This is a genomic window from Xylanibacter sp., from assembly GCF_057607445.1.
The window spans coordinates 1-16,565 of sequence record NZ_DBLZAX010000015.1 but is presented as its reverse complement, the minus strand read 5'-3'; the positions used below and the strand labels follow the sequence as shown (position 1 = coordinate 16,565).

12 protein-coding genes and 1 pseudogene are annotated in these 16,565 nt (G+C 37.1%); 4 read left to right on the top strand and 9 right to left on the bottom strand.

Annotated elements, in window-relative coordinates:
- Positions 1-40 precede the first annotated feature (40 nt).
- From ACZMIG_RS11365 to ACZMIG_RS11345, 5 genes are read right to left on the bottom strand one after another with little or no spacing between them, the layout of a single operon-like run.
- Positions 41-1,354, bottom strand: a complete 1,314-nt coding sequence (locus ACZMIG_RS11365) for an aminotransferase class I/II-fold pyridoxal phosphate-dependent enzyme (protein ID WP_125104179.1) — start codon at positions 1,352-1,354, stop codon at positions 41-43.
- A 20-nt stretch (positions 1,355-1,374) separates the two neighbouring features.
- Positions 1,375-1,950, bottom strand: a complete 576-nt coding sequence (locus tag ACZMIG_RS11360; protein WP_021854324.1) for an indolepyruvate oxidoreductase subunit beta — start codon at positions 1,948-1,950, stop codon at positions 1,375-1,377.
- Entirely contained in the window at positions 1,947-3,560 is a 1,614-nt protein-coding gene (locus tag ACZMIG_RS11355) for a thiamine pyrophosphate-dependent enzyme (protein WP_053398361.1), read from the bottom strand. The genes ACZMIG_RS11360 and ACZMIG_RS11355 overlap by 4 nt, the downstream gene beginning before the upstream one ends.
- A gap of 45 nt (positions 3,561-3,605) precedes the next feature.
- Positions 3,606-4,829 (bottom strand): BT3233 family polysaccharide utilization protein, encoded by a 1,224-nt coding sequence (locus ACZMIG_RS11350; protein ID WP_487889565.1) that lies wholly within the window; start codon positions 4,827-4,829, stop codon positions 3,606-3,608.
- A 44-nt stretch (positions 4,830-4,873) separates the two neighbouring features.
- Positions 4,874-7,078 carry a S9 family peptidase gene (locus ACZMIG_RS11345; RefSeq protein WP_053398360.1) on the bottom strand — a complete coding sequence of 735 codons (2,205 nt, stop codon included), beginning with the start codon at positions 7,076-7,078 and terminating at the stop codon, positions 4,874-4,876.
- A 114-nt stretch (positions 7,079-7,192) separates the two neighbouring features.
- Here ACZMIG_RS11345 and mnmL point away from each other — a divergent pair, with 114 nt between their 5' ends.
- A complete protein-coding gene (gene mnmL / locus ACZMIG_RS11340; RefSeq protein WP_487889564.1) occupies positions 7,193-8,149 on the top strand; it encodes a tRNA modification radical SAM protein MnmL/YtqA in 957 nt (318 codons plus the stop codon).
- Between the two features lie 694 nt (positions 8,150-8,843).
- Entirely contained in the window at positions 8,844-10,193 is a 1,350-nt protein-coding gene (locus tag ACZMIG_RS11335) for a TIGR00341 family protein (protein ID WP_125105295.1), read from the top strand.
- A gap of 99 nt (positions 10,194-10,292) precedes the next feature.
- Here the strand turns inward: ACZMIG_RS11335 and ACZMIG_RS11330 are convergent, their stop codons facing one another.
- The 4 genes from ACZMIG_RS11330 to ACZMIG_RS11315 are packed head-to-tail and all read right to left on the bottom strand — an operon-like array spanning position 10,293 to position 15,149.
- Positions 10,293-11,444, bottom strand: coding sequence for a DUF6057 family protein (locus ACZMIG_RS11330; protein WP_487889563.1), 1,152 nt, complete (start codon positions 11,442-11,444; stop codon positions 10,293-10,295).
- 1 nt (position 11,445) lies between these two features.
- Positions 11,446-13,521 carry an alpha amylase C-terminal domain-containing protein gene (locus ACZMIG_RS11325; protein WP_021854317.1) on the bottom strand — a complete coding sequence of 692 codons (2,076 nt, stop codon included), beginning with the start codon at positions 13,519-13,521 and terminating at the stop codon, positions 11,446-11,448.
- 56 nt (positions 13,522-13,577) lie between these two features.
- Positions 13,578-14,021 carry a NanQ anomerase/TabA/YiaL family protein gene (locus ACZMIG_RS11320; RefSeq protein WP_053398355.1) on the bottom strand — a complete coding sequence of 148 codons (444 nt, stop codon included), beginning with the start codon at positions 14,019-14,021 and terminating at the stop codon, positions 13,578-13,580.
- Positions 14,022-14,039: 18 nt separating this feature from the next.
- Positions 14,040-15,149, bottom strand: a complete 1,110-nt coding sequence (locus ACZMIG_RS11315) for an MORN repeat-containing protein (RefSeq protein WP_053398378.1) — start codon at positions 15,147-15,149, stop codon at positions 14,040-14,042.
- Positions 15,150-15,286: 137 nt separating this feature from the next.
- Here ACZMIG_RS11315 and kdsB point away from each other — a divergent pair, with 137 nt between their 5' ends.
- On the top strand, positions 15,287-16,045 hold the full coding sequence (gene kdsB, locus ACZMIG_RS11310; RefSeq protein ID WP_484446627.1) for a 3-deoxy-manno-octulosonate cytidylyltransferase: 759 nt from the start codon (positions 15,287-15,289) through the stop codon (positions 16,043-16,045).
- Between the two features lie 232 nt (positions 16,046-16,277).
- A pseudogene (locus ACZMIG_RS11305) lies at positions 16,278-16,478 on the top strand (transposase); the annotation flags it as partial.
- Positions 16,479-16,565 lie beyond the last annotated feature (87 nt).

The following is a 16,565-nucleotide window of genomic DNA, read 5'->3' as shown; positions in this document are numbered from 1 at the left end:
ACAAAACTTGAAAGGCTGATGCATCAAAATTTACGCGAAATTATACGGCATTATTCTCTTCAAAGATAGCCATTCTACGCTCTAAATCTTCCAACTGTCTGTCTTCAATAAATGAAGTGCAAACACGCAAACCATTTTGACAACTACCTGTTGTTACTAAACATATAGCACTAACGCCATAATACATAAGTTCATGTGCCAATTGCCCACCAGTCATTCCTGGGTAACCAACAGTGAAATAAAAGCCATCAGCTATAGGTTCACTTAGATCTTTATCATATACAATGTAAAAGCCGTGATCTGTAAATATTTTTTTCAGTTTATGAGCTCTTTCACCATAAATACTTATATCCTTTCTGAAATCATATTCGCCATCACATGCTGCTTTAAACATCCCTGCCATCGCATATTGTGCACTATGACTTGTTCCTGAAGATAATGCATAAAGCATTCTTGTAGAAAAGACATAACCAAAGGAGAGGCCTTCATATCTTGCCCCAAGATTATCATAATGACGATGGAACAACTTGTTACTGATACATGTCACTCCAATTCGTTCACCTGCATAACTAAACGCTTTACTTCCACTTATAAAAAGCATATAGTTATCCGTATATCTTGCAACCGTTGCCTGATAAGGAGGCTCAAACGGTACACTTAACTGCTTACGGAAATCCATGGCAAAGTAAGCCAGGTCTTCCATTATTATTGTATCATATTTAGTTGCAAGCTGACCAATAATACGCAATTCGTCATCATTAAAACAAATCCAAGATGGATTATTCGGGTTGCTATATACTATTGCACAAATATTACCCTTAGATAAATATCCCTCTAATTTTTGAGCAAGTTTGTCACCTCTAAAATCATAGACATCAAAAGTTTCATATTTGACACCCATGACCTGCAATTGCATCTTCTGAACAGGAAATCCCGGGTCAATAAATAATACGGTGTCTTTCTTTGGGTCACATTGTGAACATGTCAGGAAAGCTGCAAACGTACCTTGCATACTACCACATACAGGAACACAGCATTCCGGCATAATATCTATGCCGATAAAAGCTTTGACAAAACGTGATGCCTGTTTTTTCAATTCAGGGTATCCCTGAATATCGGGATATGTGTGTGCAATACCATTTTTTAAAGCTTCGATTTGTGCCTTAACACCTACTTCAGATGCAGGCAAGCCCGGTATACCCATTTCCAGCTTAATGAATTCCACACCAGACTCCTTTTCTACAGAAGCAGCAACAGACTTTACCTCACGTATCGTAGCCTTTTCGAAGTCCTGTATGCCCAAACTTCTTATTGTATTATCAACAAGAACCTTGTCTATTGGTGTATTTTTCATATTTCAGATAATTTGAAATTCTATTTACTTTCACTTATTCCGATATTAAGAGCTTTAATATTCGCATTAACGACCTCTTCGCCTTTACGTGCAAACACTCTGCCCAAAGCAGCCTTTATCTCTTCGTATCCTATACCCAAAGACTTTTGAGCAGCTCCTAATAATATCATATTAGCAGAACGCGGCACATTATTATCCTTTGCCAACTGCTCGATATCAATGAAAACAACATTATTCAGTTTTGAATATTCCTCCTTTATTTTATCCATATCAGGATAATTAGGAATATTGACAAAAGGAACACTTGACGTTATAATCCATCCCGTTTTCTTATTAAGATATGGAAGATATCGTAATGCCTCCATTGGTTCCATTGATATAATAACGTCAGCCTGACCTTCTGCAATCAAATCACTATTAATTGGTTCAGAAGATATACGCAAGTTACTCTGCACGTCGCCACCGCGTTGTGACATTCCGTGAACCTCTGCCTGCTTAATATAAAGTCCGTCCTTTATTGCAGCTTCACCAATAATTGTTGCGATTGAAAGAATACCCTGTCCTCCTACACCGCAAAGTATTATATCTGTTTTCATTTTGATTGATTTGCGTTTAACTTTTTTTCTCTTAAATGTCTCTGCAATGTCTGCATACATTCACGACATGGTATAATTACACTCAAGCCATGATAATTAATTTCCTCTCTCAGCATGTTTGTTATTTCAGGCATATTCTTTGGAAGAGGAACAACTGTTCTTAAATGTTCATTATTCAGTCCTAAGCCTTTACATATAGCTTCCAGCTTATTCGTTCCGGCAGAATCTTGCCCACCAGTCATGGCTGTTGTAAGATTGTCACTAATAATGACCGTTATATCTGCATTTTCGTTAATCGCATCAAGCAAGCCTGTCATGCCAGAGTGCGTAAATGTTGAATCGCCTATAACGGCAACTGCAGGCCATAAGCCGGCATCTGCTGCACCTTTAGCCATGGTTATACTTGCACCCATGTCTACTGTTGAATGCAAAGCTCTAAATGGCGGCAGAGCTCCTAACGTATAACATCCGATATCACCAAAGACTCTTGCATTTTCATAATCTTTCAAAACTTCATTAAGAGCGGAATAGACATCTCTATGGCCACATCCCTGACACAATGCAGGTGGACGAGGTGTCACATTTTCACTTGGAGCATAACATTCATCAACAGGAAGACCTAAAGCCTTCTTTACAAGATCAGGATTTAATTCGCCTGTACGCGGAAGTTCACCGGTAAGACGCCCCTTTATTGTTGCATCGCCCGGCATTATGCCGCGAAGCATATCTTCAATGAAAGGCTGTCCCTCTTCAATAACCAATACAGAATCGCACGCAGAAGTCATCTGTCTTATCAAATCCTTTGGCAATGGATATTGACTTATTTTTATTACTGGATTAGGACATCCCTGAGGATAACATTCATTCAAATAATTTATAGCAATTCCGCTTGCAATTATTCCTAAAGACTTATCACTGCCATCAATATATTGATTATACTTACTATTCTTAGCGTCATTTTCCAGTTCTGGCTGCATCGAAGTAACTATATCATTCTTCCTGCGTGCCATAGCTGGCAATAAAATCCAATCAGCAGCCTTGGAATCATAATTGATATTATTCTGCTCTCTTGAATTATCACAGATCTCAACAACCGCACGACTATGAGCCATTCTGGTTGTAACTCGCATAAGAATAGGAAGATGTATTTTCTCACTATAATCAAAGGCATACCTTACCATGTCATATGCCTCTTGCTGGCTGCTCGGTTCAAAACATGGAATCATGGCAAACTTAGCATAGAACCTGCTATCTTGTTCATTTTGAGAAGAGTGCATTGAAGGATCATCTGCAACCAATACGACTACTCCTCCATTAACTCCAGTCATAGCAGAATTGACAAATGGGTCGGCACAAACATTAAGACCCACATGCTTCATACAAACAAGAGCACGCTTTCCCATAAACGACATACCGAGTGCCTCCTCCATAGCAGTCTTCTCGTTTGACGACCATCTGCGATGGATGTTGCGCTCCTTTGCCGTTTTAGAATTCTGAATATACTCTGTTATTTCTGTAGAAGGTGTACCAGGATAGGCATACACCCCACTAAGACCTGCGTCTATCGCGCCTTGCGCAATAGCCTCATCTCCTAATAAGAGTTTTTTCATAATATCAGATTTAATTTAACAAGATTGGTTATTAAAATGATAATTTTATTTAACAGTCACCTTTAATGGTGAATGAAGTGCTTTCAAGTACTCTTTAGAACGTAAGTTCCATTCATTAAATGTGCGAACATCATTCTTACTCCATGCAGAGCCGAAATAATATGTATATTTCTCATTTGGCTGATATGTAATAAGCCCTACTCCATGTCCGGCATTTCCATTAACAGGATTATCATACATTATTTTTTTTGTTGCCTTAACACCATTAGGGAACAACACGCCAACATAAATCTGGAAATTTTGTTTTGCCGGATTATCTGTAGGATCTGCATAAAGCACATAATTATCTCCACAAGCTACACTCTTAGTGTCTTCACTATGAAGTACAACTCCAGCCACCATATCACAAGGCTTAGTAAGTCCTTCGTACCATACGGTCATTTTATTATAGTTGCTACCTTTATCAAGGCTTATAATACGATGTTCAACAATATTCTTGTCACTTCCTATAGAAAATGGGTTGTAATCAAGCTGGACTGTAAAGCGCAAAGGTCCATTATCCAATATTTTATATGTCTTATAACAATAAGGTAAGACCATCTCCCCTCCAGACAAAAGCGCAGGAGCGCCACAACCCAACGTCGGACCAACCTTATAGCAGTCAAGTCCGTATCCATGGTCAAAGTGATATGTTGTTGCCTCTTCCATTTCATGAGCTTCTTCTGTCTTTCCTGCTTTCTTTAACTCTTCAATCTTAGCATGGTTTGAAAGTTCTGTTACATACCTCTTATCAACCTCCAAATCCGGCGTATTTTTAACCCAGACATCTATTCCAAAAGCCTTTTCGCCTGTACGCTGTAAGGCAGGACCATAAGCACGATAAGCAGTACGGTCATTTTCCCATGCAATGTCATCTACACGCTCGGGATATTGCTTACCACAAACAATGGTCTTCATTTCTTTAGGAGTTCCTGGAGTAATAGTAAAATCTGCTGACCCTGCAGGTCGCACACTGGCATCAATCAACAACTTTCCGTCATATGAAATCTGGTAAGCCACCTGCTGTCCCAATGCATTCTTTACAATAAAACTTTCTCCATTCTTTATTCCTAATTTCGAATAAACATCTTTGAGCTCAACCTCTATAAGCTCTTGACGCTGAACGTCATATGGATTTGTAACTGTCACAGTAACATTATCTGCCATCGCTGACAACGGCATTGCAAACATAAATAAAGATAATACCCTAAAGTTTTTCAAAAAGTTCATACGATATAGTTTTATTTTAGTTTATTATATTCATACATTTATTCTCATTTGAGATTTTTGATGAAGAACTGAGCTATCTGCCTGTAGATATGATTACGCGTATTGCCTCCGTATATACTATGATTACGGTTTGTATATACATTCATCTTAAAGTCTTTGTCTGCCTGCACGAGTGCCTCTGTATATTCAAACACATTCTGTGGATGAACATTGTCATCAGCCAAGCCTTGACAAATAAGCAGTTCGCCATGCAGGTTTGCAGCACGCTTAATCGGATTTACATCATATCCAGAAGGATTCTCTTTTGGAGTACGCATATATCTCTCAGTATAAACCGTATCATAAAATCTCCAGTCTGTAGGAGGTGCAACAGCAACTCCTGCCTTGAAGACTTTACGTCCTTCACTCATGCTCATTAATGTATTGAATCCACCAAAGCTCCATCCCCATATACCAATATTATTTTTATCGACATAGGGCAATGAGCCTAAATATATGGCAGTTTCAACCTGGTCTTTAGATTCAAGATCACCGATTTTCAGATAAGTACATTTTTCGAAATCAGCACCACGCGCTCCTGTACCTCTGCCGTCAACACAGACAAGAATAAATCCTTGCTGCACCAAATATTGGTCAAGCAAAGCGCCCTGCCCCATTGAACCGATATTCCATGAGTTGACAACCTGCTGACTGCCGGGACCACTATATTGCCACATAATTACAGGATATTTCTTACTTGCATCAAAATTAGCAGGTTTAATCATAACACCATTCAGCTGAACACCTTCTGATGTCTTGAAGCTAAAAAATTCTTTTGAAGGCAAATCATATTCAGCAAGAGTTTTCTTCAACTCGCTATTAGTAATCAATGATACGGTTTCTTTGCCTGAATTATTAAAAATACCATATTCATATGGTGTATTTCTGTCGCTCCACTGATTTACAAAATATTTATAATCAGCACTAAACACAGCTATATTCCAACCATCGCGTGAAGTCAGACATTCAGTCTTGCCATTTTTATAAGTAACATAAACCTCACGATTCATAGGATTTTTGCCTGCAGCCTGATAGTATGTAGCACCGGTCTGCTCGTCGTATCCATAAACATCTGTTACATCATACTGGCCGTCAGTCACCTTACGCAGCAACTGCCCGTTCATATTGTAAAGATATAATTGCATATAACCATTTCGGTCACTTGGCATTAATATATGATTAGAAGAAATCAATATATTAGCCATTGCTTCTTCTTTCACATACTTTGGCACAGATTCCTTTATCAGCAACTTGCATACTGTACTTCTAGGATTAGCCCCATACAGACAGAGCTGATCCTGATGTCTGTTCATTGTGTAAACAATTATCTTTTGCGGATCTGAAGTTGCCTTTATACGGGGTATATATCCGTCTTTGTCCATCTGCAGCTGCATGGTGCGTGTCTGACGCGACTGAATATCATAGCTCAGAACAGAAACAGTTGAATTTTTCTGGCCTGCTTTTGGATATTTATACGAATATAGCCCTGGATACTCTGAATACTCTGTCATTTCCGGCTCAAGCCCTTTAAACATTTGTAAAGAATATGTAGGCACATCCTTTTCATCAAAACGAATCCAGCAAAGCATACTTCCGTCGGCATTAAATGTAAGTGCAGAATTAAATCCGAACTCTTCTTCATAAACCCAATCCGGCACTCCATTAATAACCTCATTACGCTTGCCGTCTTTAGTAACCTGACTCTCCGAATTGCCATAAAGCAGCTTAACAAGATAAATATTATTGTCACGTACAAAAGCCACTTTCATTCCATCCGGCGACCATACAGGCGACTGCTGCTGGCCGTTATCCGAAAGTTTTTCCAACTTACGGTCTGCAATATTATAAATATAATAATCAGCTGTATAAGACCTGCGATAAATCTTCTTAGAGTTAGTCTGAACCAACATCTTCTTCCCGTCAGGGCTCATTATATAATTTTCAAGCTTGTCAATTTTTTCACCGACAGTATTGTTTACGTCAAACAACACACTTACTTGCTTTCCAGTCTTATAAGAATATTTTATTATTCTCTTCCCGTCCTTGCTTATCATAGCATAGCAGTCTCCGTCGGACATGGGGCTGACAGCACTAAGATATTCAGCAGCAAAAGTTTTGCCTGCAACATCTTTTAAAGAAAGCAGATTTCCAGAAATCATATTACTAGCAGCAAACAATAAAGCCGCACACATAATAAAAAGTCTTTTCATTGTATTTTATAAATTATTTTGAGCACAAAGATACATAATTTTCACTACATTTGCATCTCAATTGATTTAAAAGATATTAATGCCGTATGGCAAAAATTTAAGCGTAATTATACAATGCAAGATTTAAATAAAAAAACGACATCACCTTATAATGATTTTGGCAGCTGGATAAGATCTATTTTCCCGTTCAAAATACAAAAGATTTCTGTTGATGCAGGCTTCTCATGCCCCAACCGGGACGGCAGAATCAGCTACGGCGGATGTGCCTTTTGCAACAACAGCACATTCAATCCTGCTTATTGCGACAAGAACAAAACTATTAAGGAGCAGCTTGAAAAAGGAAAGATGTTTTTTCGCAACAAATATCCCGAAATGCGCTATTTGGCATACTTTCAGGCATACACAAACACGTATGGGAATATAGAGCAGCTTAAAAGGTTGTATGAAGAAGCGCTAAATACAGAGGATGTCGTAGGCATTGTTATTGGCACTCGACCAGACTGTATTAACAGCGAAATACTTGATTACCTTCAAAGCCTTTCACGGCAAACGTTTGTTATTGTTGAATACGGCATTGAATCAGCTAACAACGATACACTTAAACGCATAAACAGAGGACACACTTTTGAATGTTCAAGAAATGCAATAGAGGAAACGACTTCAAGAGGCATAATAACCGGAGGGCATATAATATTAGGACTTCCTGGAGAAGATACAAATGAAAATATAAAACAAGCATCACTTATATCCCAAACAAGCTTAAACATAATAAAAATACATCAGTTGCAGATAATACGGGGAACAAAACTTGAAAACGAATACTACCAAGGAGGAATCCACACCTATGACGTAGACGAATACATAGAATTGCTTGCAAAATATATACAACATCTTCGAAGTAATATAATAATAGACAGATTCACATCACAATCTCCTAAAGATTTGCTGATAGCGCCAGACTGGGGATTAAAAAATTACGAATTTACAAATAAGTTTGTCAACTATCTAAAGAAGAACAATATTTATCAAGGACAACTTTGGGGTGAAAACAACAAATATAATCAGCAATAACCTTATCGCTGAAATGCGAACAAATTAATTGCACACTTTCATCTTTCTTTACAAAATTCAGAAATTTAAGGCTTTATGCGTAAAGTATTTCCATAAAAGATCAAGAATTATGAGAAAATAACCTCAAAAACACACTAAAGACGTAAACAGCTCATAATCAACACTTTAAGCTGAATTATTATATCAATAATGCAATTCAAGATAATGTCTTACATATAAAATCCAGCTAAAATACGCATGTTTTTGGAGACAAAACCATAAGAATCTGTCTCCAAAACCAATGCTTTTATTGATTAAAAGCATTGGTTTTATAAAACAGAACAACTACTTTCACCGCAAAAGCTATAACATTCAGCATGATTCATGCTGTGTGACATCAAGAAAATATCTATTTTTCAATTTAATATTGTAATATTATTTTACTGCACACTGACAGCAAATTATTTATAATATAATGCCAAAATACAACAATCTCTCCATTTCAGCCTTTGGCATGCAAACCGTAAACGATATTACATAATAAAAAATATTAGACACAATTATACATTTATTCACAAAAAGCATCTATAATTGGATAAAAATACTTAACTTTGTTTACCTATACAACCAAAACACTATAATAGTTAAAACTTAAATCTCGTAAAATATGACAAAAGAAAAACTGACTGATTCACAAACATCATTCGTAAAAAAGATGTCTGTAAGCATCATGGCTTTTTTAAAAAAGTATTTTAATGCCATGCCCGACAAAGAGGATGAAGAAAATACAATCAAGGCCATAAGTAATGGAGTATCATTTCACGGGGCCAATCTGTGGGTTCTGGTTTTTGCAATATTCATAGCATCATTGGGCCTCAACGTGAATTCTACCGCAGTAATAATCGGCGCCATGCTGATATCACCACTTATGGGACCTATAATTGGAATGGGATTAGCGGTTGGTATAAACGATTTTGAATTACTAAAGCGGTCACTTAAGAACTATCTCGTGGCAACAATAATAAGTGTATGTACAGCAACACTTTATTTCTTACTGACACCACTTGACGAAGCCCAGTCGGAGCTCTTGGCCCGCACATCCCCCACACTATACGATGTACTTATAGCATTATGCGGTGGTGCAGCCGGCATTGTAGCCCTGGCCACAAAGGGGAAAGGAAATGTGCTGCCAGGAGTCGCAATTGCTACAGCCTTGATGCCGCCGCTCTGCACAGCCGGCTTTGGAATAGCCACAGGTAACATTTTCTATTTTCTTGGCGCTTTCTATCTGTTTTTTATTAATACGGTATTCATTGCCCTCGCCACATATATTGGCGTAAGAATGCTTAAATTCAAGGAAAAACAATTTGTCGACCATGAAAGACAAACTACAGTAAAGAAATACATTATTATCATTGTAGTTGCCACAATGATACCGGCAGGCTTCATGACATACAGTATTGTAAAAACAAGCGTATTTAAAAGCAATCTCAGCAAATTTGTAAAAGAACAATTAGACAGTACTGGCACAAGGATTATTTCATATGAAGCCAACAACGACAGTCTCACATTACGTGTTGTCGCCGTAGGAAAGGAACTGTCAGACAGTGCTATTGCAAAAGCTGAGAAAGAAATGCAGAATTATAATATCCGGCAGTATAAACTTGAGGTAATACAAGGCTCTGAGTCAACATCATTAATGATGCTCAACAACAGACTGACAAATATGCGAACATCTAACGATAACTACTCAGATATGGTTCGTGAAGAAACAGCAAAAATATCTGAACTTCAGAAAAGCCTTGACCAATATACAAAATATGACATTATGGCACCTGCAGTAGCAAAGGAAATTAAGTCTTTATTCGATAACGTTGACGACATAAGCCTGTCTAATGCCAGTTATGTAAACACAGATTCATTAAAGGTTAAACATTACACATTGGCCGTTATTGGCGTTAAAGCAAAAGCCAATATGAAAGAACTCGAAAGGAGCAAAATCACAGATTGGCTAAAGGCAAGACTTCAAGCAGACAGCATAAAAGTTATTATAACGAAAAATTAAAACTAAATAATTATATAAACAAAAAAAACAGAAGGATACATTTTTTCATGCTGTATCCTTCTGTTTTCATTTACGATGGTCATCTACTCCAAGTGAAATTTATTGGTAAAAGTAATAAAACCAATATGTTTCTCCATAAGTGTCTTTAACATAAGAAAAACGCTCTGACTTGTTATTGTACTTTTCTTCAAGTTTTTGAAAATCCGCATAGTCAGCATCCATTATCTCGCTATGAAAGACCAAAACAGGATTCGACCTTAGGTGTGTATACAATGTGAGCGCTTCTCTATAATGCTTTGGCAAAGCAGGTGAGCTTAGATTATATTTGTTTTTAATTATGTTCACAAATCCATCTAAATTTTTATCTAACAAATAACCACATAATATATAGTCTGTTACAGACTTCATTGCCAGACCATGATTTTCCAGATACAACAGATACTCAAGAGGCTTCATCTTTCCCATCTTTCGTATACCAAGCTGCTTGAATATCTCTGTTTCAGGAAACATCATACATTTGACATTCACCCCATCAGGCAATAATATATCAGAACCGCCTTTAGGTATAGGATACTCAAACAAACGTTCACCCAATTGCTTTGTACGCGACAAAGCGTAAATTCTCAACATAGTTAAATCAGGATCCGTATCATCAGACTTCTCGCCTACGCTCAAAGCATCATCATAATCATTTGACTCTAATAAATGCTCTATCCTTAAACGATAATGAAAAATCTCATTTGTATTTCCCAAAGCACATACCATCAACAACATAGCAGACAAAGCCAAAAGACTCTTCCACAAACCTCCGGTCAGACTTCCTGTATAAGACGTATCAATATAGAATATTGACTTCTGTCTAGACAAAACAGCAAAAATTGCATACAATATTATAACAATGCATACGATTACTATAACATTGGTTGGAAATAAACTAACATCGAAATCCTGATTCCCGGATGTCAGAACAGCGAGAAACATTAATGATGGCAAATAATTCAGAATATTAATCCATCCATCAAACCTCGTTAACTTACTCACGCCAAGTTTGATAAGAAACAGTACCACAGTCAGCAATACCGCACCTATGGTTTTGTTGTAATGAGTAATGCCTCCAGACAAGACATGTTGCTCCATAGCAATAATATCAGACTGGAAGAAATATAAATATACAAAAGTAAATAATATGAAAACAATAGCACATACAGAATTAACTAATGTGCTATTGTTTGTCTTGACTTCTTGTGTCATATTAATTTTTCTTTAAGACCACGGCTGACCGAGCAGGGATATAAAGTTTTAACCATTCCTTATGATCTTTTACATAAAGAGGATCAAAGTTTGTCATATGTGTCATACTGTCATCAGCAAGTCCATTTCCACCAAACTTTTTAGCGTCAGTATTCAATACAACATCATAAGATCCTGTAGGAACCAAGAATCCGTAATCAGTAAAGGATCGTGTGGGATTAAAATTAAACACAAATATCAAATCGCCACGCATAAAAGCCAATATCTGGTCACCATCATTATGCCAAATCTCCTGTACGTTCGTCCGTTGGAAATTACGCACACTCTTGATAACGCTAAGCATTTCACGGTCAAAATCACCCAGATAATGATAGCACAAATCTTTATTGTCTACCAAATTCCATTGTCTTCTTGCGTATTTGTAGCTCCAACCATTACCCTCTCTAGGAAAGTCAATCCATTCAGGATGCCCAAACTCATTTCCCATAAAGTTAAGGTATCCGCCATTAATTGCAGCAGCAGTTACTAAACGTATCATTTTATGCAAAGCTATTCCACGATGAACGACCTCATTTTCGTCGCCTTTTTTGAAATGCCAATACATATCCGCATCAATAAGACGGAAAACAATTGTTTTATCACCAACCAAAGCCTGATCGTGACTTTCACAATAACTTATAGTCTTTTCATCCGGACGCCTGTTCTTTACTTCCCAGAAAATACTGCTAGGCTTCCAGTTTTCGTCACTTTGCTCCTTTATCGTCTTTATCCAATAGTCAGGAATATTCATTGCCATCCTATAGTCAAAGCCGTATCCGCCATCCTCAAACTTAGCTGCAAGCCCCGGCATACCGCTTACTTCCTCTGCAATTGTTATTGCATTAGGATTAATTTCATGAATTAGTTTATTAGCAATAGTAAGATAACATATTGCATTATCATCTTCATGCCCGTTGAAATAATCACCATAATTACAGAAAGCCTCTCCTAAACCATGACTATAGTAAAGCATAGAAGTAACGCCGTCAAAACGGAAACCGTCAAAATGGAATTCCTTAAGCCAATATTTACAATTGCTCAACAAGAAATGCATAACCTCATCCTTACCATAATCAAAACACAAGCTATCCCATGCGGGATGCTCATGCCTGTCACCTGGATAAAAATATTGGTTAGGATCACCTGCTAAATTACCCAATCCCTCAACTTCATTCTTAACAGCATGACTATGAACAATATCCATAATCACTGCAATGCCATTGCGATGAGCTTCATCAATAAGAGACTTTAGTTCTTCAGGAGTACCAAATCTGCTTGAAGCAGCAAAGAAGCTACTTACATGATAACCGAAAGAACCATAATAAGGATGCTCTTGTATTGCCATAATTTGTATACAATTATAACCATCCTCAATTATTCTCGGCAACACATTCTCCTTAAATTCAGTATAAGTACCAACCTTTTCCGCATCTTGCGACATTCCTATATGGCACTCATATATCAGAAGCGGACTCTTATTTGGTTTAAACTTCTTTTTCCTCCACACATAAGGCTTTTCAGGATTCCAGACTTGGGCTGAGAATATTTTGGTTTCTTCATCCTGCACAACTCGTTGAGACCATGCCGGGATACGTTCTCCAGACCCGCCATTCCAATAAACATGCATTTTGTATAAATCGCCATGCTTCATACCTTTCTCTGAGATTTTCAATTCCCAGTTTCCGGTTCCTTCTATACGCTTGGCTTTATACTTTTCTGTCTCTTGCCAATTATTGAAATCGCCGACAAGATAAATTTCTGTCGCATTAGGCGCCCACTCTCTAAAGACCCAGCCTCTTGATAATTTATGCAAGCCATAATAATCGTACCCACTGGCAAAATCCTCTAATGATATTTTACCATTACGAGTCAGCTGGCCTAATTTCCACAAGGCATGATCATGCCGCCCTCTTATGGCATCTTCATAAGGCGCGAGATAACCATCATTAACAACTAAGCCAATATGTTTCGGCTCATTTGCCGCTTTACTATCCGTTTTAGCCTTATTATTTAATGATTTGGCTTTTCTGGTAACCATGATACCTCCTTAAAAACTTTTTATAATAACATTATTATTTGATACTCTCAGCAAAATTATGCTAAGACTTTAAATATGGCCTTCTTTATTTCTGCCTGTTCAGAAATACAAGGAGCATGACCATCTTGAGGGAAAAATATAGCAAACTCACCGGGCTTACAGGTAACGTACGTAGCAGCAGCTCCTTCATATTTTGTTATATCTTTTTCTTCATTATATTCTGCTTCAGGCAAATCCTTTAATGGAGTATATCCATACGTCTCTGACGTACTTAAAGGTATCTGGATATCAATCATTTTCTTATGAGTTTCCAGCAAAGCACTTTCACATGATTTACCTTTTGCCACTTGTATATTTACGAATAAATCTGTGCCTTTAATCAGATGTTTTCCTTCACTTAATTTATTTAAATCATTTGATTTCAAAAAATCAACTACATCATTAAATAATGGATTTAAAGAAACATATTTCTCTAAATTTTCCAATGTATCTATAACCATAAATATTATTTTAATTAATTATTGAACCTTATTTCCTAAAATATACATACCCTGAGAAACGATGTTACCATTTTTGTCTTTCTCAACATATTTACCATCACGCTTATCATCTTTATAAGAGCCTTCAAAACGCCGTCCATCCTTATCGACCTCTAAAGCTCGACCATTTCTTTTACCACGACGATAAATACCCTTGAATTTACTTCCGTCTGAGAAATGTATTATAATTTCACCATCAAAAACGCCGTCTTTAAAATTACCTTCAAAGACATCTCCATTTTTTTTCGTTAACTTACCTAGACCGTTTTGTTTGTCAGCCTTCCAATATCCATTATATACATCACCATTTTTCCAACGTAAGACTCCATGGCCGTCCTTATCTCCTTCTGTAAAATGTCCGGTATATTTATCGCCATTAGCAAAAGTAAAAATACCTTCACCCGTACGTTTTCCTCTAACATAATCACCCTCGTACATATCGCCATTTTGGAACTTATATATACCTTTCCCATTTTGAACATCATCTAGCCAATCACCGATATATACATCTCCATCAGCATAATGATTGGTTCCTTTTCCTGAGCGCAAATTATCTAGCCACATACCATCATATGTTGTCCCATCGCCCCAATCAAAGAATCCCTTACCCGTTTTCTTGTCATCTTTCCATTCACCAGTATAATAGGCACCACCGCTATAAGTGTATGTTCCTTTTCCGGTACGTTTATCCTGATACCAATCGCCGTCATATTTGTCGCCGTTGTAATACCACATTACGCCATGGCCCTGCTGATAATCACGAAACCATAGTCCAACATATTTGTTATTATTCATAAAATGATATGTCCCTCTACCGTGTTGCTGATCTTGGAACCATTCTCCTTCATACTTCTCCCCATCAGAAAAAGTATAAACTCCATATCCTTGACGCTTTCCTTTCACATATTCACCTTCATAAGTATCCCCGTTTTTATAAACAGTTTTACCTTTCCCATGAGGTTTTCCAGAAGCCATTTCACCCTGGTATGTTCCACCATCTTTAGTCTCACATGAGCCTAATGTTATCTTTTGCGCACTACATATTAGAGGCAAAGCAGCACAAAATAAAAGCAATATATAGTTCTTCACGATTTTTCTTTTTAAATTTATCACCAAAAGTAATAAAAAATAACCATACTGCAAAATTATTTTTTTAAAATCGGTTTTACGAATATATTTATTGATAAATATTAGTATCTTTGCAAAAATATTAAAACAGAAATACTATGAACTTTGTAGGAATCATACCAGCAAGATATTCGTCAACACGTTTTCCCGGAAAACCGTTAGCCATTTTAGGCGGAAAACCCGTAATTCAACATGTATACGAAAAAGTTTCAAAAGTGCTTGACGACGTATACGTCGCCACTGACGATGAAAGGATTAAGGACGCGGTGGAAAGCTTTGGAGGAAATGCTATTATGACATCCCCTAATCACAAAAGTGGGACTGACAGAATAGAAGAAGCAGTAAATATTATAGAAAAAAAATTTGACGTCATAATCAACATCCAAGGTGATGAGCCATTTATTCACAAGACCCAAATAGAAACAATATGCAGATGTTTCGATGACTCAGAAACTATGATTGCGACTTTAGGCAGGCCATTTACTGAAAAAGACTCTATAAATGATTTAGAGAATCCTAATTCCCCGAAACTCATTTGCGACAACAATGGCTTTGCCATGTATTTTAGCAGGAATATAATACCCTATATACGCGGAGAAGAAAAATCAAATTGGATAAACAAATTCACATATTTAAAGCATATTGGACTTTATGCATACAGGGCTAATGTCTTGTCAGAAATAACAAAATTACCACAATCAAGCCTAGAGCTTGCTGAAAGCTTGGAACAACTCAGATGGCTTCAAAATGGATACCGCATAAAAGTAGGCATTACCCACGTTGAAACCATAGGAATTGATACTCCCGAAGACTTAAAGCGCGCAGAAGAATTTATCACCCAACACGACAGGCAATAAAGAACAAACAAAGACTATCACATATAACAAAGCAATTTCATCTGAAATCAGATAGAAGGAAAAAATGAAAGGGCGCATTTTTTTATGCGTCCTTTCATTTTTCTCCAAACAACAAACTTACATTTGCATTTAGCCGACCAATAGCGAGTACTCTTGCAGACAACAAATACACACATTAATTTTAATCAATATATTCAAACCAAAACATATCAGGAAAAGGCAACCTTTCTCTTATGAGTATAATGATGAAATATTGAAATTTTATAACAATCGTTCCACGAATGCAGCGGCTGAATTATTTAATGCTAAAATCAAACTTTTCAGAGCTAATCTTCATGGAGTGACTGATAAAAAGTTTTTCCTCTTTAAAATCGCAAAGCTCTACGGATATCCCCATCAAATTCCTACTGTCCCAATACGGCTCACCCGATAAATAGTGGGGAAAGAAAGAAAAAAATCTTATCTTTGCATCATGGAAAATTCAATGTTAGAGTCTTTGGTAAGCTTCATGCTGCCATCC